Raw genomic sequence first — 21622 nt, forward strand, 5'->3', positions numbered from 1 at the left:
TGTCCAAGCCTCACCACCGGTTGAAGCGGTGGTGGGCAGCATGAGGTTGAGCCTTCCCGATGGTGACGCGGTCCGTCCGCTTTCGTGCGGACGTAACCACAGTGTCCGTGAATGCATGAGGTGCGAGGCTGGTGATGGGGTCGCGGGGCGGTGGATGGGCTGTGCGCGGCATTGGCATCGGAGAAGGCGTCGGGATGGTTGGGCGCTGGGCGTCCGATGAGTGGGCGGTCGGTGTTGCTTCTGGCTTGTGAAGCAGACGCGGCGATGTGCCGCGGCATCGGTCAAGAAGGTGGTGGTCACCGGTGAGCACGGCGGCACAGGCGCAGGCGGGGCGGGACCGGGCGCGGGAGGCCAGGCTGAAGGCGGTCCGCGACCGCCGGCTACAGCTGGACCCCGACCGTCTGGCCCGGGAGAAGAGCATCGACGAGGCGACCGTCGACGTCGAGCTCGCCTGGGAGGCTCGAGCCGACGCCGAACGGGCGGTTGCCTCGGCGGAGGCTGCGGCCGCGGCCGCCGTAGAGCGGCTTCTGGCGGAGCGTCTTTCCGCGGCGGACGTGTTGAAGCTGACCGGACTCGACCAGTCGACGGTACGGCGGCTCCGGCAGGCGAGGGCCGCCGCCGAGAACCCGGCGCCGGCTGGCGCGGCGGAAGAGCGCTGAGTTGTGGCCAGTGCGGTGCTCGGCCGGTGGAGCGGGTCCACCGTTGGCGACGCAGGGAGGCGGGCCTGCGGCGGTGCCCGGACCTATATGGCCTCGTCAGCTGGAAGGGCACCATGACCCCGTGGGCGGGCTGGTCTGGGCGGCGTGCTGGCCAGGCCATCTTCGCTGCGGCGGTCACGGTCCTGTGGCGCGCCTCTCGCTAGGTCACCCAGTGGATCAGGGCCATTCTGCGGCGCCGCCACCCACGCTCGCCGTCCCTGTGGAGGGAGGCGAGCAACATCCGGGAAATAGGTGCAGGATTGCGTACATGTCGGTCTCGGGGAACGCCGGGCGGGGGAGTAGTAGCGCCGACTGGATTTCTTGGCACGACGCTTCCCAGCTCACTGGCATCCCGGTGCCCACCATCGAGCACGCAGTCCGCGTCGACCGCATCACGCGGCGAGCCCGGCACGGCAGCCAGCCCACCCTGGACCACGCCTCAGTTCTCGAGTGGGCCCAGTGGTACCGCGGAGTCCACGATCGCCGCGAGAGGCGGCGGATTGAGCGCGCACAGCAACGGGCCGAGGTTGAGCGTCGACGCGCAGAGCGGGCCTCGAAATCGGCTCCGCGGACCGGCGCCGGTGCGGGGAAGTGGCGAGCCACGCCGCCCGAGGGTCAGGTCTGGCTCACGACAAGGCAAGCCGCCGAGATCCTCGGGGTTACCCCGACCACCGTGCAGCGCCTCGCGTCAGACGCCCTTGAAGCGCACTACGGCGTCCAACTGTGGGTCACCGAGGCCTCGGTCCAACGCGTGCGTGAGGAACGCCGGCAATGGATGTCCTGGCGGGAGGCCGCCGACCTGATCGGCTGCACCCGCCACGCGATCGCGCAGCTGATCGAACAGGGCCACCTCCATCAGCGGCAGGTGAACCGCGCCGCCTCGCTGTCCCGAGCCTCGGTGGAGGCCGCGACCCACCACTACGCCACGCAGCTCGACAAGGCCGCCCAAGCCCGAGCGTCCCGAGAGCAGGAACATCTCGAGCGCACCACACCACCGGACGACGGCGAGGTGTGGCTCGACGTCACCACGGCAGCCCTCGTGCTCGGCGTGACCCCCAACGCCGTGCGACAACGCATCAACAACGAGCGGCTTCCCGCCACCCGCCGCGGCCGACGCTGGTGGCTACGCCGCGTCGACGTCGAGCGGGCCTCCGCGGCCGCAGCGTTCCACGCCAGGGCTGACACCAGCGACTAGCCAACCAGGTACTTCGAGTCAGCTGACCAGCCGCAGGTGCCGACGTGACCCGCCGGCGCCTGGTCGGGCTCCTCCGCCACGTCGAGAGTCGCCCTGGGGGGAAAGCAGCCGAACTCCGAGTGACGTGCTCGATGGGTTCTTCGATTTCGAGGACAGGACCCCGGCGAGCCTCATAGCGTCCACGGTGCCAACTACTTCACCGCTCGGGGGATCTCTTGAAGCGCGCACTCGGCACCGTTGCCGCCCTCTTCGCCATCATGGCGGCACTCCTGACTACCACCACCCCGGCCCAGGCCTTGGTCGACCGCGACTGCGGCGACTTCGCCACCCAGGCCGCCGCCCAGGCCTTCTTCAACGCCGCCGGGCCCGGCGACCCACACCGCCTCGACTCCGAGGGCGACGGCATCGCCTGCGAGTCCAACCCCTGCCCCTGCTCGACCGGCGGTGGCCAGCAGCCCCCGCCGTCCACGGGCGGCGACAGCACCGGTGGGAGCGGCAGCGCCGGGGGGTCCGGCGGCCAGGCAGTGGTCAAGCGGAACGTCGGCAACGTCGTCAAGGTGACCGACGGTGACACCCTCAAGGTCCGCATCCGGGGCGTCGGGATCCGCGATGTCCGGCTTATCGGGATCGACACTCCCGAGAAGTACGGCCAGCGGGAGTGCGGAGCGGTCAAGGCCACCGACAGCATGCACAGGTGGGCACCAGTGGGGTCCAGCGTGGTCCTCTTCTCCGACCCCAGCCAGGCAGACCGGGACCGCTACGACAGGCTCCTGCGCTACGTCGAGCGGAAGGGCCGCGACGTCGGTCGGGCCCAGGTCTTCACCGGCCACGCCCAGGTCTACGTCTATAACAACGACCCCTTCCGTCGAACTGCGGACTACCGTCGCGTCGAGCGCCAGGCGAAGGCGCAGGGCCGCAGCCTGTGGAGCGAGTGCTGGCACTGAGTGCCTGACTCGCAGGTTGTCCGCCATCTCCGGGGCACCGGCGGCGGGGTGGATGCGGGACTGCGTCATCGCCAGCGTCGAGGTCTCCTCTTGCCAGCGGCGTGGTGACATAGCGATCCGGAGCCGGATCCTCGGTCGCGTCAGCCGGCACCTCAGCCGACCTTGTGCTCACGGATGACGGTCCGGCGCACCAGCCGGTCAGCCTCCATCCAGTGCCAGGTGCGAACCTTCTGCTGGCCGTCCTTGCTCAGCTGGATCATCTCGTAGAGGTAGTTGCCCGGCTTCAGGAGCTCCTTATAGGTCCAGGTGAGCAGGATCGTCTGCTCGTCGGTCTGGTGCATGTGACCGGTGATCCGGTCCGTCTCGAAGAGCACGTCACGTCCCTTCAGCACGCCGGGGAACTCGACGGCCTCCTGCCGGCCGTCGGACCAGGTGTAGGTGTTGACCTGCTTGAGGTCGCAGTAGCCGTCCTCCGGCACCCACATCCGCAGGTGCGAGACGTGGCGGTCGATCTCGTTGCCCTCGGGGTCGAGGTGGACGTACTCGCCCTCCCACTCGCCCAAGTGGCGGTCAAGGATCGGGAACTCCTTCTCCCAGGCATTCATGACTGTCTCCTCTCAATAGGCGGTCTGCCGGCGCTGTCGCCGGCGAGCTTGTCGGTGCGCAGGCAGGCGACGACACGGTCGTTGGGCCAGCCGATCAGGGCGGGGTCCGGTCGACACACGCGCTCGTCGCGACCGGGCACCGGGTATGGAAGCGGCACCCCGACGGCGCGTTGATCGCTGACGGCATCTCGCCGGTCAGGCCGTCCACGTGCAGACACCCGATGACTAACTCGGCGGGGGCGGCCGCGAGCTGGGCGCGGGTGTACATGTACTCGGGGCGGGTGGAGCACAGCGGTCGGTCGAGCGCCAGCTGGTCCGTCACGGCGGCGCGCTTGTCGGGTGTGGGGTTGTTGCCCAGGTAGGCGGTCTCCGGACGGCCAGGGGCGGCGTGCAGCATCAGCAGGGCCAGGGTGGAGGGCGAGCAGCAGCCCTAGGGCGGCACCGCCGAGGCGTCGCAGGGTATAGCTGAGCACCGGCCCCTCCTCGCATGTTCCGCCTTGTGTAACGTAGTTTCGCAAACCCTAGGAGCAGGAAGGGCCCTGGGGAAGAAAGTCAGACAAAAGGACGGCCAACTGGCCAGAGGAGAGGCCGTGCGGTGGCCTGCGAGGGCATCGCGCGGAGCTCCCGGTCAGGACACCCCGACGACGACCTTGCCGACGTTCGCCCCGGTCATCAGCGTGTGGAAGGCGCGGGCGGCCTGCTCCAGGCCCTCGAAGCGGTGCTCGCGCAGCGTCACCTGCCCCGCGCGCAGCAGCGCGGCCACCCGCGTGCGGTGCTCGGCGGCGAGGTCGTGGTGGTCGTAGACGACCATGCCGTGAACCGTCGCCCGGGCACCCATCACGGCGCCTGCCCGCAGCCGGGTGGGGGGTGCCCCTAGGGTCTGGTCGATCACCCCGACCAGCGACACCCGCGCCCCGATCGCCAGCTGCTCGAGCACGCCGTCGAGGGTGGCCTGGTCGGCCATGTGGAGGTAGCCGTCGACCCGTGCCGGACACGCGGCCCGCAGCTGCTCGACCCAGTCGTCCTCGGTGCGCACCACGGCCTCGTCGTAGCCGACCTCCTCCACGGCGACCCGTGCCTTCTCCCGGCTCCCTACGACGGCGACTGTCCGTGCCCCCGCCAGTCGGGCCAGTGCGCCGGCCAGCGAGCCAACCCCGCCCGTGGCGGCACTCACGACCACGGTGTCCCCGACCTTGGGTCGCAGGTGCCGCACGTGGGCGGCGTACGCCGTGAGGCCGGGCATGCCGAGCACGCCCAGCGCCGCCGACGCGGGAAGGTCCTCGGGCGCCTCGACGGGGGTCACCGCGGCGGCGTCCAGCACCGCCTCGCTCCGCCAGCCGGTCTCCGCGACCACCAGGTCGCCCACCGCGAGGGCGATGGAGCCAGCGACCTCCACGACCTCGGCCACGGCGCGGCCCGGGACGACGGCGCCCAGGGGCAGCGCGCTGTCCCCCATGTGGCCCTCGCCGAGCAGCGAGATGAGGTAGGGGTCCAGCGACAGGTCGCGGACCCGCACCCGGACCCGACCGGGGGCCAGTGGCTCCCGGTCCAGGGTGCGCAGCTCGAAGTCGTCCACCTGCGGCACGCCGCTGGGACGTCGGGCCAGGGTGACGGCGCTGACCGTCTCCGGGGCGGATGTGAGGGTCGGGTGGGACGAAGTGTCGGACGCGGGCACGGTGTCTCCTCGGGGCGGGGGGTCGAAGTGGAGCCGGAAAAGGCGCAACCGGGCCGGCACGATGGGAGGGAGCGCCGGCCCGGTTGCTGGGAGGGTGGATCAGGCGGTCGGCCTGGCCAGGAATCGGCCGTGGGTCTCCGCGGTGACGACTCCGTCGGCCATGATCCGGTGGCCACGGAGGAAGGTGTCGGTGACCTTCGCGGTCAGTTCCGCTCCCTCGAACGGGGTGTACTCCTGGGTGGAGAGGGATTCCTCGGCCCGGACCGTCCAGTCGTGGGCGGTGTCCACCAGCGCCAGGTCGGCGTCCTTGCCCACCTCGAGCGAGCCCTTGGTGGCACCGAGGCCGTAGCGCTCCGCCGGGTTGGTCGCGGTGAGCTCGGCGATCCGGCCGTAGGGCAGGCCGCGCCGGCCGCCCTCGGTGACCATGCCGGCCAGCAGGTACTCGGCGCCACCGAAGCCCGACTTGGCCAGGAAGACGTCGTCCTTCGGCGTGCCGAACTTCAGCTCCTCCCGGCAGCAGGCGTGGTCGGAGACCACCCAGTCGATCTTTCCGTCCAGGACGAAGTCCCACAGCGCCTCGACGTCCTCGCGCGGCCGCAGCGGCGGGTTCACCTTGCCGCCGACGCCGTGCGCGCTGTCGCAGTCCGCCAGCAGGTGGCCGACCGTGACCTCGCGCCGGAAGTCGATGTGCGGGAAGGCGGCCGCCATGGTGAGCGCCGCCTCCACCGCCTTGCGGGAGGTCAGGTGGAGCAGGTTGATCGTGGGGAGCTGGGTTTCGTGCGCCAGGTAGGAGGCGATGGTGACGGCCAGCCCCTCCGAGTGCGGCGGCCGGGACGCGGAGTACGCCGGGAGGCCGGTCAGCGACCCGTCCTCCTCGACCATCTTGGTGTAGGCCGCCATGATCTCCGCGGTCTCGCAATGCAGCGAGAGCGAGATCTTGTCGGCGATCTCCGGGTTCTCTTGGCGAGCACGTTGGATGCCACGCATCACGAACTCAAAGTGGGCGTAGTCGTACCGCTCGCCCTCGGGGGTCATCAGGAAGGACGATTGGTCGGTGCTGCGGCCGTGCAGCCCGTGACTACCGTAGAACATGAAGATCTTGAACGAGGTGATCCCGTGCTCCTTGACCAGGGCGGGGATCTCCTCGATGTGCTCCTTGCTCATCGGCGCCAGGTGGTAGGCGTAGTCGATGGCTGCGTTGCCGTCGGTGAGCTTCAGGACCTCGGGGAGGAAGTCGGCGTAGGGGCCGCCCTTGTTCAGGTAGTACTGACCCGTGCGCATGTAGGACAGGGACGTGGTGACACCCCCCTGGGCGCTGGCGCGTGACTCAGTGCGGACGTCCTCGGCGAGTGGGTTGTAGATGCCCCAGTGCTGGTGGGCGTCGACCACGCCGGGGAAGGCGACCTTGCCGCCGCCGTCGACCACCTGGTCAGCCCGGTCGGGGGAGATCCCCGCCTCGATGAGGGCGAACCGGCCGTGCTTGACGGCGACGTCGAGGGCCTGCGGCTCCTCCTGTCCTGGCAGAACCGCACGGACGTTGGTGAGGAGCAGGTCGAAGTCACTCATGGTGGTCTCCTTGGTCGATGAAGGTGGTCAGTGGCTTGAGCACGGAGGTCACGTCGGTCGTCAGGCACAGCGCCAGGATCTCCTCGCGCACGGCGTCGGCGACCGCGCCGGACAACCGGCCGGCGACGTTGTCGCGGAACTTTGTGGTCAGCTCGTCGTCGGACAGCGGTCGGTCGGGTCCGCCACGGTTGGTGAGCACCTCCTCGAGGAGCTCCGCGCCCGACGTGGTGGTCACGCTCACCCGGGCTGGGAACTGGAAAGGGTAGATCTCGTCGCACCGCGGGTCGGCGACGACCTCCACCTTGGCCATCAGCTCCCGGCGCGCCGGGTCCTGCGCGAGCTCGTCGGTGTAGTCATCCAGCCCGGTGCCTAGGCCGCCGCCCCCCAGCAGGCCGGCGACCACCGCGTACGGGCCGGAGAACTGCGCCTGGTAGCCCGTCTGCGGCGCGCGCTTGACCTCGATCGGCTCGCCGATCGTGCGGATCACCGCGCCGGGGACGCCCAAGACGATCCGCGCGACCTCCTCCGGGCGGACCCCTCGTGCGGCCAGCGCCCTGCCTGCGTCCACCGACGTGTGCGTGAAGTGGTTGGCCGGGTAGGGCTTGAAGAAGATGCCGGGGACCGACCACTCCTCGCCGAGACCGGCGGTGATCGCCTCGGGGAAGTACTGCCCGTGCAGCCACGCCTCGAAGAACCCGAAGCGCCCCTCCAGCACGGTGGGCGGACCGGTGAAGCCCCGCCGCACGAGCTGGGCGGCGGAGACGCCGGCCTGGGCGGCGGTGCCGCAGTGCAACCGCTTGACCGTGCCGCCGGTGCGGTTGCACTCGAGGATGCCGGAGGCCAGTGAGGCGGTCAGGCCCAGCGCGTGCACCAGGCCGTCCTCGTCCAGCCCGTAGGCGAGACCGGCCGCCACAGCAGACCCCATGGCCCCGGTGATCGACGTGGCGTGCTGGCCGTGCTCGAAGAAGACTGAGTTGCCGAGGCCGGAGTCGTAGCCGGCCATGCCGAGCCTGACCGCGACCTCCAGGCCGGCGGCGATGGCGCGGACCGTGAGCTCCCCGGACGCGCCGGCGTGCTCGGCGGCGGCGAGAGCGGCGGGTACGACCGAGGCGCTGGGATGGAGGACGGAGGGGAGGTGCGTGTCGTCGTAGTCGAGCGAGTGCGCGAGCACGCCGTTGGCGAACGCCGCCTGCGTGGCCGTCACGCGGCGCGCGGCGCCGACGATGCTGGCCTGCTCGTGACCGCCCTGGTCCAACACGTACCCGATGGCCGCGGTGCTGGTGGGAAGGCGGTGCGCCGCGACGCAGAGGCCCAGGACGTCCAGGGTCCGCTGGGCGACGGACCGGGCGACGTCGTCGGGAACGCCGTCGGTGGCGGCCGAGGCGGCGAAGCGGGCGAGCTGCTGGGCCAGTGTCGGGCCGCCGGCCGGGTCGCCGGTGGGGTTGCCGCGCAGGTCGGCGGGACCGTCGATCATCGGCCGACCACCGCCAGGGGACGCACCGGGGACCCGGTGGCGCCGAAGAACTTCAGCGAGGAGAGCACGAAGAGGAACTCCTTGACACCGGCCGCGGCGAGCTCCTCGAGGTCCATCGCCTCGATGATGTAGATGCCTCGCTCCACGAGGAGGACGCGATGGGCGGGCAGCAGGCCGTGGCCGGCGCCCGGCGCGAGCTGCTCGTAGGCGATGGTGTCCGCACCGGTGGCGCGGACGCCGCGGTCGGCGAGGAAGATGGCCCCGGCAGTGGAGACCCCGGGGACGCCCGTGCTCAGACCGCGGAAGGTGTCGCCGTCGCCGGCGTCGAAGTGCTGGCCCCATCCGGAGCGGATCAGGGCGACGTCGCCCTCGCCCAGCTCGGTGCCCTGGTGGGCGAGGGTCGCCTCCAGGTCGGCCACCGTGATCTCCTGGCCCGGCTCGAGCCGGGACACGCCCAGTGTTGCCGGGACGTCCAGCAGCACACCGCGGCAGACCAGCGGCTCGATGGTGTGCGCGCCGTGCTCGACGAACTTGCCGCCGGCCTGCGCCTCGGCGGCGTCGACGTCCCCGTGCAGCCGGCCGTCCTGGGAGACGTGGGCCAGGGCGTCCACGTGGGTGCCGACGTGGGTGCCCATCGAGATGATGTCGTTGGCCGCGGACGCGCCGTCGGAGCGGACCATGTCACCGTGTCGGCGCGGCAGCGCGTGCCAGTAGGCGGGGTGGTTGGGGGATTGCGGCATCCCCACGGTGAGGGTCCGGCCCAGGTCGAAGATCCGTAGTCCCTGGGCGGCGCTGGCCAGGAGTTGCGCGGTAGTCGGGTCGCTCATCGTCTCTCTCGTCGTCTTCGGTAGTTTCGGCGGCTGCTCGGTCAGCGGGCTCGGCAGCCGGTCAACGGATCACCGAGCGCTCGCGCAGCTCGGCCAGTCGTTCGTGGGTGACGCCTAGGCGGCCGAGGACGTCGTCGGTGTCGGCGCCGTGGGACCGGCCGGTGAACCGGATGCCGCCCGGGGTCCCGGACATCCGCCACAGGACGTTGTGCTGCAGGAGCGGGCCGAGGTCCTCATCGTCGACCTCGGTGAGCATCCGGGTCTCGCGGATGTGGGCGTCCTCCACGATCTCCTTCGCGGAGTAGATCGGCGCGATCGCGGCGCCGGCCTCGGTGAAGGCGTCCACCACCTCCTCCCGCGTGCGCGCGAGGATCCAGCTGCCGACCATCTCGTCGAGGTCGTCCGCGTGCTCGGCGCGGGTGCTGCCGGCGGCGAACCATCGCTCGTCGATCACCTCGGGGTGGCCGACCAGTCGCATCACGCGTTCGGCGATGGGCTGGGCGCTGGTGGAGATGGCCACCCAGTGGCCGTCGCTGGTGCGGTAGGTGTTGCGTGGCGCGTTGTTGGTGGACCGGTTGCCGTGGCGGGTGCCGACGACCCCGGTCTGCTGATAGACGGTGGGGCCTGGGCCCACCGCGGTCATGATGGGGGAGAGCAGGTCGAGGTCGACGACCTGGCCGCGGCCGTCCTTCTCGCGTGCGAGCAGGGCCATGGCGACCGCGGAGGACGCGGCGATACCGCAGATGGAGTCGGCCAAGCCGAAGGCGGGCAGGGTTGGCGGGCCGTCGGCCTGGCCGGTGAGGTGGGCGAAGCCGCTCATCGACTCTGCCAGCGTGCCGAACCCGGCGCGCGAGGCATAGGGGCCGGTCTGGCCGAATCCCGTGATCCGGACGAGCACCAGGCTGGGGTTGACGGCGTGCAGCTCCTCAGGGCCCACGCCCCAACGCTCGAGCGTGCCGGGCCGGAAGTTCTCGACGACCACGTCGGCGGTTGCCGCCAGTTGGAGGAAGAGGGCGGCGCCGTCGGGGTCGGAGAGGCTCAGGCCGACTGTCTGCTTGTTGCGCGAGATCTCCTTCCACCACAGCGGGACGCCCTCGACGGCGGGCCCATGGCCACGCATGCCGTCGGCCTTGGTGGGGTGCTCGATCTTGATGACCTCGGCGCCGAAGTCGCCGAGGATCTGGCAGGCCAGCGGGCCGGCGAGGATGGTCGAGACGTCGATGACCCGGAGTCCCGACATCGGCCCGTCGTTCATAATCGTCCCCTGTTCCGATGAGTGAAACATCATTCCGACAATGGCAATGTATCCGATGCCGCCGTTCCGCGCCAGAGCGCGAATGGCCCCGTTGGGGACGGTGGTGCCTGGGTGGCGGGGGTCCGCGAACCGTTCTGGCCCAACCCCTTGACCGGTCGAGAGTGGTGGGCTTTCATTACACCTGTCGGCACAGTGTTTCTCTCTGCGGAACGCCGACGCTCTCGGGTGCGGAGCAACAGGTCCTTAATCATCGGGGGAAGCGAGAATGGAGTTCTCATGAAGCTGAACCAGCCAGGTGCGGCCCGCACCCGCCGTCTGGGCGCCGCGGTCGCGCTCGCCACCAGTCTGGGCGTGCTGGCCGCGTGCGGCGGCGGGGGCGGCGACTCGGGAGAGGCGTCCGGCCCGGAGGAGAACCAGGTGACGGATCTCGTGGTCGACGTGACCAACGAGCCCGACTCCCTGGACCCCTTCTACCGCAACACCGCGGAGGCCCAGCGCTACTACCGGCTCGTGTACAGCAGCCTGCTGCAGTGGAACGAGGACGGGTCGCTCAGTCCGGACCTGGCGGCGGAGATGCCCGAGGCCAGCAAGGACCGGCTGACCTGGACCATCCCGCTGCGTGAGGGCATCACGTTCCACGACGGCACCCCGCTGACCGCCGACGACGTGGTGCACACCGTCACCGAGGCCAAGGATCCGGAGAACGGCGCTGTCTGGCTCTCCGGCCTGGCCTACGTCGAGTCCGCCACTGCGGTCGACGAGCTGACCGTCGAGTTGCAGCTCTCCGAGCCCTACGCCTACCTGGAGAGCAAGCTGGCGATGCTGCCGATCCTCTCCGACGAGGACGACTACGCCCCCAACGAGACCTACGCGACCACCGAGAACGGCAGCGGTCCCTACACCCTCCAGGCGCTCAAGCGCGGCGACTCGATCGAGCTGGCGCGCTTCGAGGACTACTACGGCGATCCCTACGCCTTCGAGACGATCACACTGAAGGTCGTCCCCGAGGACGCGTCCCGGATCGCCCGGCTGGCTGACGGCCAGACCCACATCGTTCCCGACCTCCCGGTCGACCAGATCGACCTGGTCACGCGTCGCGGTGCCAACGCCGAGGTGATCGAGGGCCAGATCTCGCGGCTCTTTGCCTACGCGTCGATGAACGGGGACCGACCCACCTCCAACGTCGACTTCCGGCTGGCGATCGCTCACGCCGTCGACCGGCAGCGCATCGTCGACCAGGTGTACGGCGGCGCGGGCCGGCCCAACAGCACCTACCTGACCTACGGCACCCTCTTCCACGACGAGGAGCTGGGCCTCTTCTTCGGCGAGGAGCCCAACCTCGAGAAGGCCCGGGAGCACCTGGAGGCCTCCGGCGTCGACCTGGACCGCACCTTCAAGATCATCGCGGTCAAGGATGCACAGGTCACCAGCGCGGCCACGATCCTCCAGGCCAACCTGAAGGAGCTCGGCCTCGACGTCTCGGTGGAGTCCCAGGAGGTCGCCGGTTTCTACGAGGCGCTCGTCACCGGCGAGTTCGACCTGATCCTCTTCGACAGCCCCGCCTCGACGTCGACGGGCTTCGCCCCGGACTACGTCAACGGCGGCCTGAACTCCAAGGCGGCCAACAACTTCGCCAAGTTCGCCGACGATGAGATGGACCGGCTCCTGGACACCGCGATGACGGCCGAGACCGAGGAGGCCCAAGAGGAGGCGTGGCACGCCGTGCAGGAGCGCGACCTGGAGACCCAGGGCAACATCCAGCTGGTGGTCTCGCAGGGCGCCCAGGGCTGGTCGGACCAGCTGGGTGAGGACTACCAGCCCTCCTCGCTGCTTTGGCTGAACACGCTGCGCAACCTGGAGTGACCCGCACGTGAGACGGGGGTGCCGGGCGTGATCCGCCCGGCACCCCCGTCCGCGCGTCCGAGGCCCCTGAGTCCCGATCACGAGGAGGAACGACCGTGTCACACGCACCGGTGGTGAAGGCCTACCTGCCGGGGCCCCACGGGCAGCTGCACGTCCGGCACGCAGGGACTCCGGAGCAGGGGGTCCGGCCGCTGCTGTGCCTGCACCTCTCGCCCGGCTCCGGCCGGATGTACACGGAGTTGCTGGCCGAGGTAGGCCAGGATCGGTTCGCGGTGGCCCCGGACACCCCCGGTTTCGGCGCCTCCGACGCCCCTGACCGTCCGGCCACCATCCCCGACCTCGCCCGCTCCATGGTGGCCGTGCTCGACCACTTCGGTCTCGACGAGGTGGACGTCCTGGGCTACCACACCGGCAGCAAGATCGCGGTCGAGCTCGCCCTGACCCAGCCCGACCGGGTGCGCTCACTGGTCCTGGTCTCCGCGCCCGTCTACACCGCCGAGGAGCTCGCCCGTCAGCGAGCCGCCCTCGCCACCCCGCGCACGCCCCGGCCCGACGGGTCGCACCTCGTGGAGCAGTTCGCCGAGCTCGTCCGCTGGTCACCGCCGGGGACGCCGCTCTCCCTGGTGCAGCGCGAGTTCGCCGAGCAGCAGCGCGGCGGGGAGCACGCCCACTGGGGCTACCTCGCGGCCTTCGACTACCAGCACGCGGAGATGCTGCCGCGGGTCGCCCAGCCGGTCCTACTGCTGTGCCCCGAGGACGACCTCGAGGTGCCGACGCTGCGCGCACGGCCGCTGGTACACCGGGGGCGCTTCCTACACCTGCCCGGGTGGGGCCACCAGATGATGGTGACCCGCACCCGGGAGGTCGCCGACATGGTGCGCGAGCACTCGGCCCAGGCCGTCAGCGACGCGCCCGGAGACGACGCGCAGCCTCCAGCGTGATCGCTCCCACCATCGCCCCGGAGACCAGGAAGGCGATGGGCGCGCCAGTGCTGGCCAGCCCGGCGGACACCGCGAGCTGGCCCACCGAGGCCATGGCCGCGATCCCGAGCACGCTGCCGATCTGCCGCATCAGGGAGAGGGCGGCCATGGCGCTCGCCGCCTCTGGCCCCCGCACCTGCTCCAGGACCACGTTGGTGTCCACGAAGTAGAGGACCCCGGCGCCCAGCCCGATGCCCAGCAGCGGCAGGAAGAGCAGTGCCGGGTGCAGGTGGCTGCCGAGACCCAGCGCCACGAAGGCGAGGGTCAGGGTGGCGAGCCCGGCGGTCATCAGCTGGAGGTTGTCCAGCCAGGGCCGGACGGCGTTGACGATGGCCCCGGCCAGCGGCATCCCGGAGTTGGCCACCAGGATGAAGAAGCCGACCGCGGTGGCGCTGAAGCCTCGGTGGCCCTGGAAGAAGACCGAGATCAGGATCGCGGTGCCGTTGATCGCGGCGTTGTAGGCGAAGCTGGCGACCAGGATCATCCGGACGCGACTGTTGCCGAAGAGCTCCACGTCCAGCAGCGGGTCCCGCGCGTGCCGCTCAACGATCGCAAAGACGGCGGCGAGCAGCGTGGCCAGGGCGAAGCCGCCGGCGACCAGGGCCCAGTCGGCGCCGCCGCGGCCACTGGTGATCAGGCTCCAGGCGAGCAGCGCCAGGGTGGCGCTGGCGAGCAGCAGTCCGGCGACGTCGACCCGGCCGGCGCGCTGGCGTGGGGTGTTGTGCAGCCGTCGCAGCAGCACGACGGCCAGCAGGGCGAAGGGGATGTTTGCCAGGAAGGTCATCCGCCAGCCGAGGTGCTCGGCGATGAGCCCGCTGGTCAGCGGGCCGAGCAGCAGGGCGCTGGAGCTGGCGGTCATCCAGGGGCCGATGCTGCGGGTGCGCTGCCGGGGGTCGGTGACGTTGCCGCCGAGCAGCGTCGCCGCGTTCGGCAGGACCAGGGCGGCCCCGGCACCCTGGATGACGCGGGTGGCGAGCAGGATCTCCATGGAGGGCGCAGAGGCGGCGAGGAGTCCGCCGATCACCAGGATGCCCAGGCCCAAGCGCAGCGTGGTGCGGGCGCCCCACCGTCGGCCCAGCAGCCCGCTGAGCGGCATGGTGCTGGCAGCGACCAGCGGGAACATGGCGGTGAGCCACTGCAGCCCGCTGATGCCGGCCCCGAACTCGTCGGTGATCGTGGGTGCCGCGACGACGAGCGAGGTCTGGTCGAACATGACGCATCCGACCCCGAGGGCACAGATCACGGCGACCACGAAAGGGGGGAACGGCGCCCCGGCGCCCGGCGGTCCTGCCTCCGTTGGTCTCATTTGTGGAACGACATTACGCTATGCGAAACGGCGGTGGGAACATCGTTGACGGAGGACGAGGGCCGCACTATAGTAGAAACAGTGTTCCGCCGTATGGAACGAGTGGAGCCATGGTGACGACTGGGATGAGATCCAGGGACGTCCGCAAGAAGGAGAGTCGATGGGCCTGCTGTACATCCGCGAAGCAGTGGTCGGTTGCGCCGACGTCGACCGTGCCGTCCGCTTCCACTGCGAAGCGCTGGGCTTCGCGGTGGTCGAGCGGGACGGCGAGGAGATCCTGCTGGCAGCGGCCGACGCTCCCGCCGGACGCCTCCGGCTGGTGCCGGCCGCGGGCAGTGCAGCTACCGACAGTGCGCGGGTGTGGGACCCGGGCCCGCGGCTCTTCGGCCTCTACAGCCACGACCTGGAGGCCACGGCGCAGGCCATCGAGGCCGCCGGCGGCCTCGCGCTCCCACGGGTCAGCTATCCCTACGGGGCCGCGACGATGACCGAGATGGTCGGCTACGGGCTGGACAGCGTCTGGTGGACGATCCCGCGGGCCGTCCCAGGAGGCCACCGGCCGAGCGCGGCCTACGAGGCCGAGCCCGAACGGCTGCACTCCGAGCTGCACAGCGCTGTGATCGTGGTCGAGGACCACGACGCCGCGGTCGCCTTCTTCGCCGCCGGTGGGCTCGACACGGTCTTTGACGGGCAGATGGCCGGGGCGGACTTCGAGCGGCTCGTCGGGATGCCCACCGGTGCCGTGCTCCGCCTGGCCTTCTTGAGCGGCCCCGACCACCAGCCCGCACGGTTCGAGATCATGTCATTCACCGGTGTGGACGCCACCGATCGCAGCCAGGACCCCGTGGGGATCCAGCGGCTTCGCTTCGCCTGCGACGACGTGGCCGCGACCCGAGACGCCCTGCTGGCGGCTGGCGCGGAGAGCCTGCCCGACGGCGCCCTGCGCGGCCCCGCCGGTGTGGTCCTCGAGCTCGTCGCCGAGGCGGCCCGGTGAGTGTCGGCCGACCCACGGTCGTCGTCGTGGGCGCCGGCGGTGCCGGTCTCTGCGTGGCGCTGGAGGCGGCGAGCCAGGGGGCGACGGTGCACCTGGTGGAGAAGCAGTCGACGATGGGCGGGATGCTGCGCATCGCCAACGGCGAGTTCTCCGGAGCGGGCAGCCGCCGTCAGGCCGAGCGCGGCATCGAGGACTCCCCGGAGCGTCACTGGGACGAGGTGCGACGCATCTCCCACGACCGGGTCGATCCCGGGCTCGCGCGGATGTCGGTCCTGCGCCAGGGCGAGACGGTCGACTGGCTGGAGTCTCTCGGCTTCCAGTTCCATCCCGACTGCCCCGGACTAATCCACGGCCACGAGGTCTACGACGTGCCGCGCACCTATTGGGGCGTCGAACAGGGCCACTCGGTCCTGCAGGTGCTGCTGCCGCTGGTGGAGGAGCAGGTGCAGGCGGGGCGCGTGGTGCTGCACCTCTCCACCCGCCTGCGCGGCCTGGTGCGGGAGGCCGACGCGGTCGTGGGCGTCGCCGTCGAAGACCCCGAGGGCTCCCGTGAGCTGCGTGGCGACGCGGTCGTGCTGGCCACCGGCGGCTACGACGCGAACATCGGGCTGCGCAACCGCTTCATGCCCGAGCACTGCGCGGACGTGCTCGTGGGCTGCCTGGACCACGCCACGGGAGACGGACTGGTCGCCGCCGAGGAGGTCGGCGCGGCCGTCTCCGCCGACGGCATCTTCCTCCCCGTGATGGGGATGATCCCCGACCCCGACCGTCCGCAGCACGCCGTGGACTACCGCCAGGCCTTCGTGGAGATGGCGCCGGCCTACCGGACCCCGCACGAGATCTGGGTCAACCGGCACGGGGAGCGCTTCGTCGCCGAGGACACCCGGTCCCCGGAGCAGCGCGAGCGTGCGCTGATCCGCCAGCCGGGCAACCTGATGCACATCGTCTTCGACGCGTCGGTCGTGCGCGAAGCACCCGTGAGCCTGATCCGCAACCCGGCCGACGAGTGGACCCCCGAGCGCTTCGCCGAGTCCTGCCGCTCCAGCCCCTGGATCACCCGCGCGGACTCCTTGGAGGAGCTCGCCCGCGCGCTCGACGTACCCGCCGACGCCCTCGCCCGGAACGTGGCGGACTACAACGCGGCCGTGCGCGGCGAGGTGGTGGACGCGCTGGGGCGCACGACCTTCCCCACCGCGCTGGAGGAGGGGCCGTGGTACGCGATCACCACGGTCGCCGCCTCGATCCTGTCCCGGGACGGACTGCGCGCCGGGACCGACCTGCGGGTCCAGGACCAGCAGGGGGAGCCGATCCCCGGGCTCTACGCCGTCGGCGAGGTCCTCGGCAACAACGTCTTCGCCGGCGACAACTACGTCGGTGGCATGAGCATCACGCCCGCCATGACCCTCGGCCGACTACTCGGCCGGGCCCTGGGCGCCGGAGCAGCGGAGGAGCAGCAGTGAGCGACAAGTGCCTGGTCGGCGGGGTCAACGCCGCGTTCGTCGGTGTCGACGACCTGACGAGCCACCTTGACCTCTACGTGGGCCAGCTCGGCTGGTCCGTGGCCGCCGAGGGCGTCATCGCGCAGGAGGCCGCGGAGCGGCTGTGGGGGAACGGCGTCGGCTCGGTCGGCTACGTCGAGCTGCGCGCCGCCGGTGCCGGGCACGGCCGTCTGGTGCTGCTCCGGGTCGGCGGCCGCAAGGCCCCCGAGCACCCCTCGCAGGCGGACACCGGACTCGTCGCGATCAACATGTACACCCGCGACATCGAGGTCAGCCACCGCGAGCTGACTGCCGCCGGCCAGCGCTTCCGCACGCCGCCCGCCACGTGGGCCGTGCCGCTGGGGGAGAAGCTGATCTCCGTGACCCAGACCTTCCTGCTCGCGCCCGACGGGGTCGACGTGGTCTTCGTCCAGCCCGCCACCGCGCGCGGCACCGCAGCGTGGGACGCCGAGCCGGAGCGGCACTACACCGAGCTCACCTCGGTGGTGTGCCACGTGCCCGACTACGAGGCCGAGGTCGCCTTCTGGGGGCCCGACGGCCTGGGGCTGGACAGCTGGTACGACGTCTCCTTCACGCACCCAGGCCTCGACGAGATGGCCCAGCTCCCGGCGGGCTCCGAGATGCGGCTGTCCTTCCTAGCTGGCCCGACCACCGCCCGGCTGGAGATCACCCGGCTGGCGGACCGCTCGCTCGGCACCGACCGGCGGCCGCACCAGCGGACGGCGCGCGACCTCGGCCACACGGGCTGGCTCTTCCTCGTCCGGGACCTGGAGGAGACCCTCGCCCGGGTGCGCGACCTCGGCGGCTCCGTGCTCAGCGAGGCGCACACCGGGCCCCAGGCACTCTTCGACGGCGCCCGGGTCGCGTTTGTCGACACCCCCAACGGCCTGCCGGTGACGTTCATCGAGGACGCCCCCCACGCCGAGACGTCACCCATGACCCAGCAGCACCCCGCTCGAGCACCACGACAGTCACACGACCAGCGAACAGCAACGACAGAGAAGAGGTAGGACTGTGCGACCACACGTCGAACTGATCCAGGAGGACGACTACGTCTGGCACGCCGCGGAGCTCCCCGGCGGCGAGGGCCGCGCCAGTGAACGGCGCCTCTCCGTGGACGAGGAGGACGGCTCGTCCTCGCTGCGCGTCGACTTCCACACCGACTGGGGCCGCGGTCCCGGCATCCACCACGCCAACACCGAGTACTACGTGCTCGAGGGCGAGATCGACTACGGCGGCCGGAAGATCGGCAAGGGCGGGTACGTCTACGCCCCCAAGGGCGTGCCGAACGACTACCTCAAGATCGCCGAGGGCAGCCAGATCCTGCACTACCGCGAGTACGGGGACGCCGGCTTCGACCCGGTGGACTCCCTGGCCGGCGCCACCCGCTGGGACGTCGCTCGTGAGGACGTCATCGTCATCGACTCCGAGGCGATGAACTGGGACGCGGTGCCCAACCCCGGCCCGATGCCCGGCCTCTTCATCAAGTACCTGCACGTCGACCCCGAGACCGGCTTCTACACCCGGCTCGTGCACGCCCAGGAGGGTTGGGCCGACCACCGCCTGGCGCACCACCCCTGCTACGAGGAGGCCTATACGACCCAGGGCCACATGGAGTACAACTTCGGCACCCTGGACCTGGGCACGTACTTCTTCCGTCCCGCCCGGGTCAAGCACGGCCACTTCACGACGATGGAGGGCGGTGCGACCTGGCTGTTGCGCTCCGACGGCGAGCTGGCCAACTGGTACACCCAGAACGAGTGGGTCCGCTGGGGCGGCGAGGGCGTCAACTACGGCCCCGAGGGCCTGCAGGAGGAGCCGCACCCGCCGGTGCGCTGGGCGCACTCCACGCACGACATGGCGCAGCCGTGGCGCAGCGAGAAGGACCTGGAGATGCTGCGCAACTCTTGGCAGTTCCAGGTCGACCAGGGCCAGCAGAACGCCCGGCCCGAGCACCACGGCACCGGCCCGGACAAGAGCGCGATCGCCATCGCCAAGGCGCTGGACGCCTTCAACCTCCAGGGCGGGCACGACGGTCACGGCGACGGTCACTCGCACGACCACGACCACGACCACGACCACGACCACGACCACGACCACGGCCACTCGCACGACCAGGCGCACGACCAGGCGCACGACCACGCGCACGACCAGGGGTCCGAGGCGGAAGCCGAGACGGGTCGCGAGTCCATCCGCCTGGACTGGGGCTGGAGCGGTCAGGACACCGAGCACGCGGAGGAGCGCACCGGCAAGGACGCCCACAACTGGGGCGCCGGGCACACGTGGAAGGCCGGGGACCCGATCCCCGCCCCGATCCTGTCCAGCCTGCCCGTCCGCAGCCGCTCCCGCGGTCGCTGGGACGGCGACGGCATGTGAGCCAGGTGCGCCCCGCGTGCACCGACGCGGGGCGCACCTTCCCCTCTCCCGGACGGAGATCCGTCCGCGAGGACCAGACCCCGAGTGGAGCGAAGAGTGATCAGCGAAGAGTCCTACGACATCGTCGTGGTGGGTGCGGGCACGGCTGGCATCCCCTGTGCGATCCACGCCGCCCAGGGCGGCGCCCGGGTGCTGCTCGTGGAGAAGGACGCCCGGATCGGCGGGACGCTCCACATCACCGGTGGTCACATGGCCGCCGGCGGCACCCGGCGACAGGCCGAGCACGGGATCGAGGACTCCCCCGAAGAGCACCTCGCCGACATTCACCGGATCACCCAGGGCACCGCCCGGGAGGACCTGGTCGAGGTCGTGGCGCGGCGCGCCCCGGAGACCATCGAGTGGCTGCAGGACCGCGGCTTCGCCTTCGCCCCCGAGACGCCGCGCATCGTCTATGGCCACGAGCCATACACCAAGGCGCGGACCTACTACGGCAAGGACGAGGGCCTCTCCGTCCTCGAGGTGCTCGAGGCCGAGCTGAGGACGGTCACCCAGGCCCACGACCTCACGTTGTGGACGCAGGCGCCGGTGACCGAGCTGCTCACGGCCGACACCGGCGGCTCGGACGCCGCACGGGTGGTCGGCGTCTCGGTGCTGCGCGGCGGAACCGAGGTGGCCGTGCGTGCCGGTTCCGTGGTGCTGGCCACCGGCGGGTACGGCGCGGACCCGGAGCTCTTCCAGGAGCTTGAGGGGGTCCCGCTGGTCTCCGCCGCGTCGCGCACCTCGACCGGTGACGGGCTGTACCTCGGCATGGCCATCGGCGCCGGGCTGCAGGGCGAGGGCACCTACCTGCCGTCCTTCGGCGGTCTGCCCGATCCACAGAGTCCGGGCCGGGCCAACTGGAGCGACCGGCAGCGCCTCACCAGCGAGCGGGCGCCATGGGAGATCTACGTCGACCGCGACGGCCGGCGCTGGGTCCGCGAGGACGAGGAGTCCATCGACGAGAAGGAGCGGGCGCTGGTAGGCATCCCCGACCAGACGTTCTGGACCGTCTTCGACGACGTCGCCCTGGCGCGCGCCACCGGGACCATGGAGCAGATGATCGTCGGCAAGGAGCCCGACCAGGTGCGCGCGGTCGTCGACACGCGTCCGGGCCTGCACTCCGCGGACACCCTCGAGGAGCTCGCGCGCAAGGCGGGCATCGACCCGGCCGGGCTGCAGGCGACCGTGGCGCGCTACAACGGGTTCGTGGCCGAAGGGGAGGACCCCGATTTCGGCCGGACGCACCTCCCGGCACCGATCGCGTGCCCGCCCTTCTACGCGCTGCGAAACCACGCGATCACGCTGGTGACCTTCACCGGGCTGGACATCGGCGCCGACTTCGCGGTGCGGGACGGGCAGGGACGGGCCATCCCGGGCCTCTACGCCGTGGGCGAGGTCATCGGCGCCGGGGCGACGTGCGGCAACACGTTCTGCAGCGGCATGCTGATGACCCCGGCGCTCACCTTTGGCCGGCTCCTGGGCGAGGCGCTGGCGGACCGCTGACGAGCCCGTTCGGAGCGTCCCCCCGCCTGGTCTCAGGCGGGGGGACGGCCCGTCGGAGCGGACGGCCCGCACAGCTGACGGTGGGCGTCGGTGAAGAGCTCGACGGTGATGGCGATCACGTCGGCGGCCACCCGCTCGGCCTCGTCGGGCAGGCCCGCGGCGACTGCCTGGGCCAGCTGGTGGTGACGCTGCGCGGTGCCGGCGGAGAACCGCTGGAATTGCTGGAAGTCCGGCACCCGCAGGCAGGCGTGGACCGTGCCCGCGAGCTTGGCGAGCATCGCGTTGCCCGAGCCCATGAAGAGGGCGCGGTGGAAGGCCGTGTCCGCGACCAGCATGCCGGGGCCGTCCTTGGTCCGGGTGGCGAGCTCGATCATCCGCGCAGCCGCCACCAGCTCCTCGATCGCGGCCGGGTGGCCGCGCTCCGCCATCCGGCGGGCGGCCAGCGGCTCCAGGCGTGACCGGATGTCCAGGGAGTCCTGCATCTGGGTGAAGCGCTCCGCGCCCGCGGCCCGCCACCGGATGACCTGCTCGTCCAGCGTGGCCCACTGCGACGGGTCGGTGACCCTGGTCCCGGTCCGCTGCCGGGCGACCACCATGCCCTTCGCGGCGAGCGTGCGGAGAGCCTCCCGGACCACCGACCTGGAGACGCAGAAGTGCCGGGCGATCCGGTCCGGGTCCAGGGTGCCGTGCACGTGGCCCAGGGCGATCCCGGCGCCGAGCATCTCGACGAGACGCCCGTGCATGCTGCCGACCTCACCGGGGTGCGGAGGTAGTGGCCGCACCGGCGCCGTCCCGCCCGGCGCTGCCGCCGCCGGGGAGCCGA

The 21622-nt window shown here is 71.2% G+C and carries 19 protein-coding genes; 10 read left to right on the plus strand and 9 right to left on the minus strand.

Features of this window, described 5'->3' with window-relative positions; genetic code table 11:
* Window positions 1-302 precede the first annotated feature (302 nt).
* The 3 genes from DDE18_RS23165 to DDE18_RS23170 all read left to right on the plus strand — a co-directional run bounded on the left by DDE18_RS23165 (window position 303) and on the right by DDE18_RS23170 (window position 2837).
* Window positions 303-659 carry a hypothetical protein gene (locus DDE18_RS23165; protein WP_165821290.1) on the plus strand — a complete coding sequence of 119 codons (357 nt, stop codon included), beginning with the start codon at window positions 303-305 and terminating at the stop codon, window positions 657-659.
* A 712-nt stretch (window positions 660-1371) separates the two neighbouring features.
* Window positions 1372-1893, plus strand: coding sequence for a helix-turn-helix domain-containing protein (locus DDE18_RS21145; protein ID WP_165821291.1), 522 nt, complete (start codon window positions 1372-1374; stop codon window positions 1891-1893).
* A 215-nt stretch (window positions 1894-2108) separates the two neighbouring features.
* Window positions 2109-2837, plus strand: a complete 729-nt coding sequence (locus DDE18_RS23170) for a thermonuclease family protein (RefSeq protein ID WP_165821292.1) — start codon at window positions 2109-2111, stop codon at window positions 2835-2837.
* A gap of 152 nt (window positions 2838-2989) precedes the next feature.
* Here DDE18_RS23170 and DDE18_RS21155 read toward each other — a convergent pair whose 3' ends face one another.
* From DDE18_RS21155 to DDE18_RS21185, 7 genes are all read right to left on the minus strand, one after another.
* Window positions 2990-3442: a DUF3598 family protein gene (locus DDE18_RS21155; protein WP_116574366.1), complete on the minus strand. Its 453-nt coding sequence runs from the start codon at window positions 3440-3442 to the stop codon at window positions 2990-2992.
* 94 nt (window positions 3443-3536) lie between these two features.
* Window positions 3537-3839, minus strand: coding sequence for an oligopeptide/dipeptide ABC transporter ATP-binding protein (locus tag DDE18_RS21160; RefSeq protein ID WP_116574367.1), 303 nt, complete (start codon window positions 3837-3839; stop codon window positions 3537-3539).
* Window positions 3840-4070: 231 nt separating this feature from the next.
* Window positions 4071-5117 (minus strand): MDR family NADP-dependent oxidoreductase, encoded by a 1047-nt coding sequence (locus DDE18_RS21165; RefSeq protein WP_133241300.1) that lies wholly within the window; start codon window positions 5115-5117, stop codon window positions 4071-4073.
* 99 nt (window positions 5118-5216) lie between these two features.
* On the minus strand, window positions 5217-6683 hold the full coding sequence (locus DDE18_RS21170; protein WP_116574371.1) for a dihydroorotase: 1467 nt from the start codon (window positions 6681-6683) through the stop codon (window positions 5217-5219).
* Window positions 6676-8157 (minus strand): MmgE/PrpD family protein, encoded by a 1482-nt coding sequence (locus DDE18_RS21175; protein ID WP_116574372.1) that lies wholly within the window; start codon window positions 8155-8157, stop codon window positions 6676-6678. The genes DDE18_RS21170 and DDE18_RS21175 overlap by 8 nt, the downstream gene beginning before the upstream one ends.
* Window positions 8154-8984, minus strand: coding sequence for a cyclase family protein (locus DDE18_RS21180; RefSeq protein ID WP_116574373.1), 831 nt, complete (start codon window positions 8982-8984; stop codon window positions 8154-8156). Before DDE18_RS21180 ends, DDE18_RS21175 begins: the two co-directional genes overlap by 4 nt.
* 61 nt (window positions 8985-9045) lie before the next feature.
* Window positions 9046-10224, minus strand: a complete 1179-nt coding sequence (locus tag DDE18_RS21185; RefSeq protein WP_245916923.1) for a CaiB/BaiF CoA transferase family protein — start codon at window positions 10222-10224, stop codon at window positions 9046-9048.
* 291 nt (window positions 10225-10515) lie between these two features.
* Here DDE18_RS21185 and DDE18_RS21190 point away from each other — a divergent pair, with 291 nt between their 5' ends.
* Together DDE18_RS21190 and DDE18_RS21195 are read left to right on the plus strand one after the other, a co-directional pair.
* A complete protein-coding gene (locus DDE18_RS21190) occupies window positions 10516-12102 on the plus strand; it encodes an ABC transporter substrate-binding protein (RefSeq protein ID WP_116574377.1) in 1587 nt (528 codons plus the stop codon).
* 95 nt (window positions 12103-12197) lie between these two features.
* A complete protein-coding gene (locus DDE18_RS21195; RefSeq protein WP_116574379.1) occupies window positions 12198-13043 on the plus strand; it encodes an alpha/beta fold hydrolase in 846 nt (281 codons plus the stop codon).
* Here DDE18_RS21195 and DDE18_RS21200 read toward each other — a convergent pair.
* Window positions 13003-14388: an MFS transporter gene (locus DDE18_RS21200; protein ID WP_116574381.1), complete on the minus strand. Its 1386-nt coding sequence runs from the start codon at window positions 14386-14388 to the stop codon at window positions 13003-13005. The two genes, DDE18_RS21195 and DDE18_RS21200, sit on opposite strands and share 41 nt — an antisense overlap.
* A gap of 160 nt (window positions 14389-14548) precedes the next feature.
* On the opposite strand from DDE18_RS21200, the gene DDE18_RS23175 reads away from it, so the two are divergent.
* From DDE18_RS23175 to DDE18_RS21220, 5 genes are all read left to right on the plus strand, one after another.
* Window positions 14549-15382: a VOC family protein gene (locus DDE18_RS23175; protein ID WP_165821294.1), complete on the plus strand. Its 834-nt coding sequence runs from the start codon at window positions 14549-14551 to the stop codon at window positions 15380-15382.
* Window positions 15379-16842 (plus strand): FAD-dependent oxidoreductase, encoded by a 1464-nt coding sequence (locus tag DDE18_RS21205; RefSeq protein WP_165821295.1) that lies wholly within the window; start codon window positions 15379-15381, stop codon window positions 16840-16842. Before DDE18_RS23175 ends, DDE18_RS21205 begins: the two co-directional genes overlap by 4 nt.
* Window positions 16839-17891, plus strand: a complete 1053-nt coding sequence (locus tag DDE18_RS21210) for a VOC family protein (RefSeq protein WP_116574384.1) — start codon at window positions 16839-16841, stop codon at window positions 17889-17891. The genes DDE18_RS21205 and DDE18_RS21210 overlap by 4 nt, the downstream gene beginning before the upstream one ends.
* A 4-nt stretch (window positions 17892-17895) precedes the next feature.
* Complete coding sequence (locus DDE18_RS21215) at window positions 17896-19257, plus strand: DUF4437 domain-containing protein (RefSeq protein ID WP_116574385.1); 1362 nt, start codon at window positions 17896-17898, stop codon at window positions 19255-19257.
* 96 nt (window positions 19258-19353) lie between these two features.
* Window positions 19354-20799 carry an FAD-dependent oxidoreductase gene (locus DDE18_RS21220; protein ID WP_116574387.1) on the plus strand — a complete coding sequence of 482 codons (1446 nt, stop codon included), beginning with the start codon at window positions 19354-19356 and terminating at the stop codon, window positions 20797-20799.
* Window positions 20800-20831: 32 nt separating this feature from the next.
* Here the strand turns inward: DDE18_RS21220 and DDE18_RS21225 are convergent, their stop codons facing one another.
* Complete coding sequence (locus DDE18_RS21225) at window positions 20832-21542, minus strand: FadR/GntR family transcriptional regulator (RefSeq protein WP_165821296.1); 711 nt, start codon at window positions 21540-21542, stop codon at window positions 20832-20834.
* Window positions 21543-21622 lie beyond the last annotated feature (80 nt).

It is taken from the genome of Nocardioides gansuensis (genome assembly GCF_003076135.1).
GTDB lineage: Bacteria > Actinomycetota > Actinomycetes > Propionibacteriales > Nocardioidaceae > Nocardioides > Nocardioides gansuensis.

What these genes read in the sequence shown, in the direction of transcription:
- DDE18_RS21170 (WP_116574371.1), bottom strand. Translation starts at nt 6,683, where the DNA reads ATGAGTGACTTCGACCTGCTCCTCACCAACGTCCGTGCGGTTCTGCCA.
- DDE18_RS21190 (WP_116574377.1), top strand. Translation starts at nt 10,516, where the DNA reads ATGAAGCTGAACCAGCCAGGTGCGGCCCGCACCCGCCGTCTGGGCGCC.
- DDE18_RS21180 (WP_116574373.1), bottom strand. Translation starts at nt 8,984, where the DNA reads ATGAGCGACCCGACTACCGCGCAACTCCTGGCCAGCGCCGCCCAGGGA.
- DDE18_RS21155 (WP_116574366.1), bottom strand. Translation starts at nt 3,442, where the DNA reads ATGAATGCCTGGGAGAAGGAGTTCCCGATCCTTGACCGCCACTTGGGC.
- DDE18_RS21175 (WP_116574372.1), bottom strand. Translation starts at nt 8,157, where the DNA reads ATGATCGACGGTCCCGCCGACCTGCGCGGCAACCCCACCGGCGACCCG.
- DDE18_RS21225 (WP_165821296.1), bottom strand. Translation starts at nt 21,542, where the DNA reads ATGCACGGGCGTCTCGTCGAGATGCTCGGCGCCGGGATCGCCCTGGGC.
- DDE18_RS23175 (WP_165821294.1), top strand. Translation starts at nt 14,549, where the DNA reads ATGGGCCTGCTGTACATCCGCGAAGCAGTGGTCGGTTGCGCCGACGTC.
- DDE18_RS21160 (WP_116574367.1), bottom strand. Translation starts at nt 3,839, where the DNA reads ATGCTGCACGCCGCCCCTGGCCGTCCGGAGACCGCCTACCTGGGCAAC.
- DDE18_RS21200 (WP_116574381.1), bottom strand. Translation starts at nt 14,388, where the DNA reads ATGAGACCAACGGAGGCAGGACCGCCGGGCGCCGGGGCGCCGTTCCCC.
- DDE18_RS21185 (WP_245916923.1), bottom strand. Translation starts at nt 10,224, where the DNA reads ATGTCGGGACTCCGGGTCATCGACGTCTCGACCATCCTCGCCGGCCCG.